Below are 902 nucleotides of genomic sequence, written 5' to 3'. Positions count from 1 at the left end.
TGTTGCCACGTCTATCACTCCTGGTCTCCTGCTGCTCAACAAAGCAGCAGATTAGGGTTAGTACGTGGGTCAGGTTTGGATGGAAGTCCTGGGGGTTAGTGGGTCACTTCTGCGTGGAAATCAACAGAATCGCTGAGCGAATTCGTTTCTATACGAACGGCTCTCGCGATTTCGCTCTGTTTAGCAATGGCACTGTGGCAATTCTTCCCCCGGGCCTGAACGACAAGGACGCTGAAAAGCATGCGCTCAAGGCACTCCATGGCGTGTTTCACGCCCACCCGGACTTCAATCCAATGAATATGAAAGATGGCAACGTCTTGGTTCAGTACAACCACGATGTTGCAAGCGTTCTGCTGGCCGACGTAGCCGAACAGAACTGGTCCGAAATCGACAAACAGCATCAGCGAGCTCTCGCAACTCACGAAGTTCTAATAACCCCGTTGGGCCACAACATCTTTGATGACTTCGGGAAGAAGGCGCTATTCGGCAGGTGTTTTATGTTTATGGATGCTCAAGCGCCAAAGATTGCTCGTATTGAGCGCCATGATGGCTCTCAAGAAACACCAGCTAAGTGACTGATTTTGCTTGGGCCATCTGTAACAGGATTGGCGCATCCGGAGCGTCTGGGTTGGCGCCTGTCCGGCCCGGCAGTTCGAATTGGACCGCTGAACCGGTGTTTCTTCGAAACGATTTTCGGCGCGGAGCGGCCGATTACTACGCTAACCCTTCATATATGGACTCCCCCGCAACAGCAAGAGCCTGACCGATTGGGGACCAGCGGGTAAAGCACCTGCAGTCGTATATCCGGCATCTGTTGTGGGATCGTGAATGTCCCGTGCCGACATGGAATCTGCGTCACCGCGTCGCCACACGCTACAAGCGGCTGCGGGAGAGCCGGAAGA

Annotated in this window: 1 protein-coding gene; it reads left to right on the top strand. The window is 53.9% G+C overall.

The genetic code is table 11. The features are described from left to right. On the top strand, positions 1-575 hold a 575-nt coding region (locus ACYZGB_RS22800), incomplete at its 5' end, for a hypothetical protein (protein WP_462391270.1). Between the last annotated feature and the right edge of the window lie 327 nt (positions 576-902).

Source organism: Acidovorax sp. Q11, from assembly GCF_054950075.1.
The sequence above is the reverse complement of the archived record's forward strand: the minus strand, read 5'-3'. Positions and strand labels throughout refer to the sequence as shown.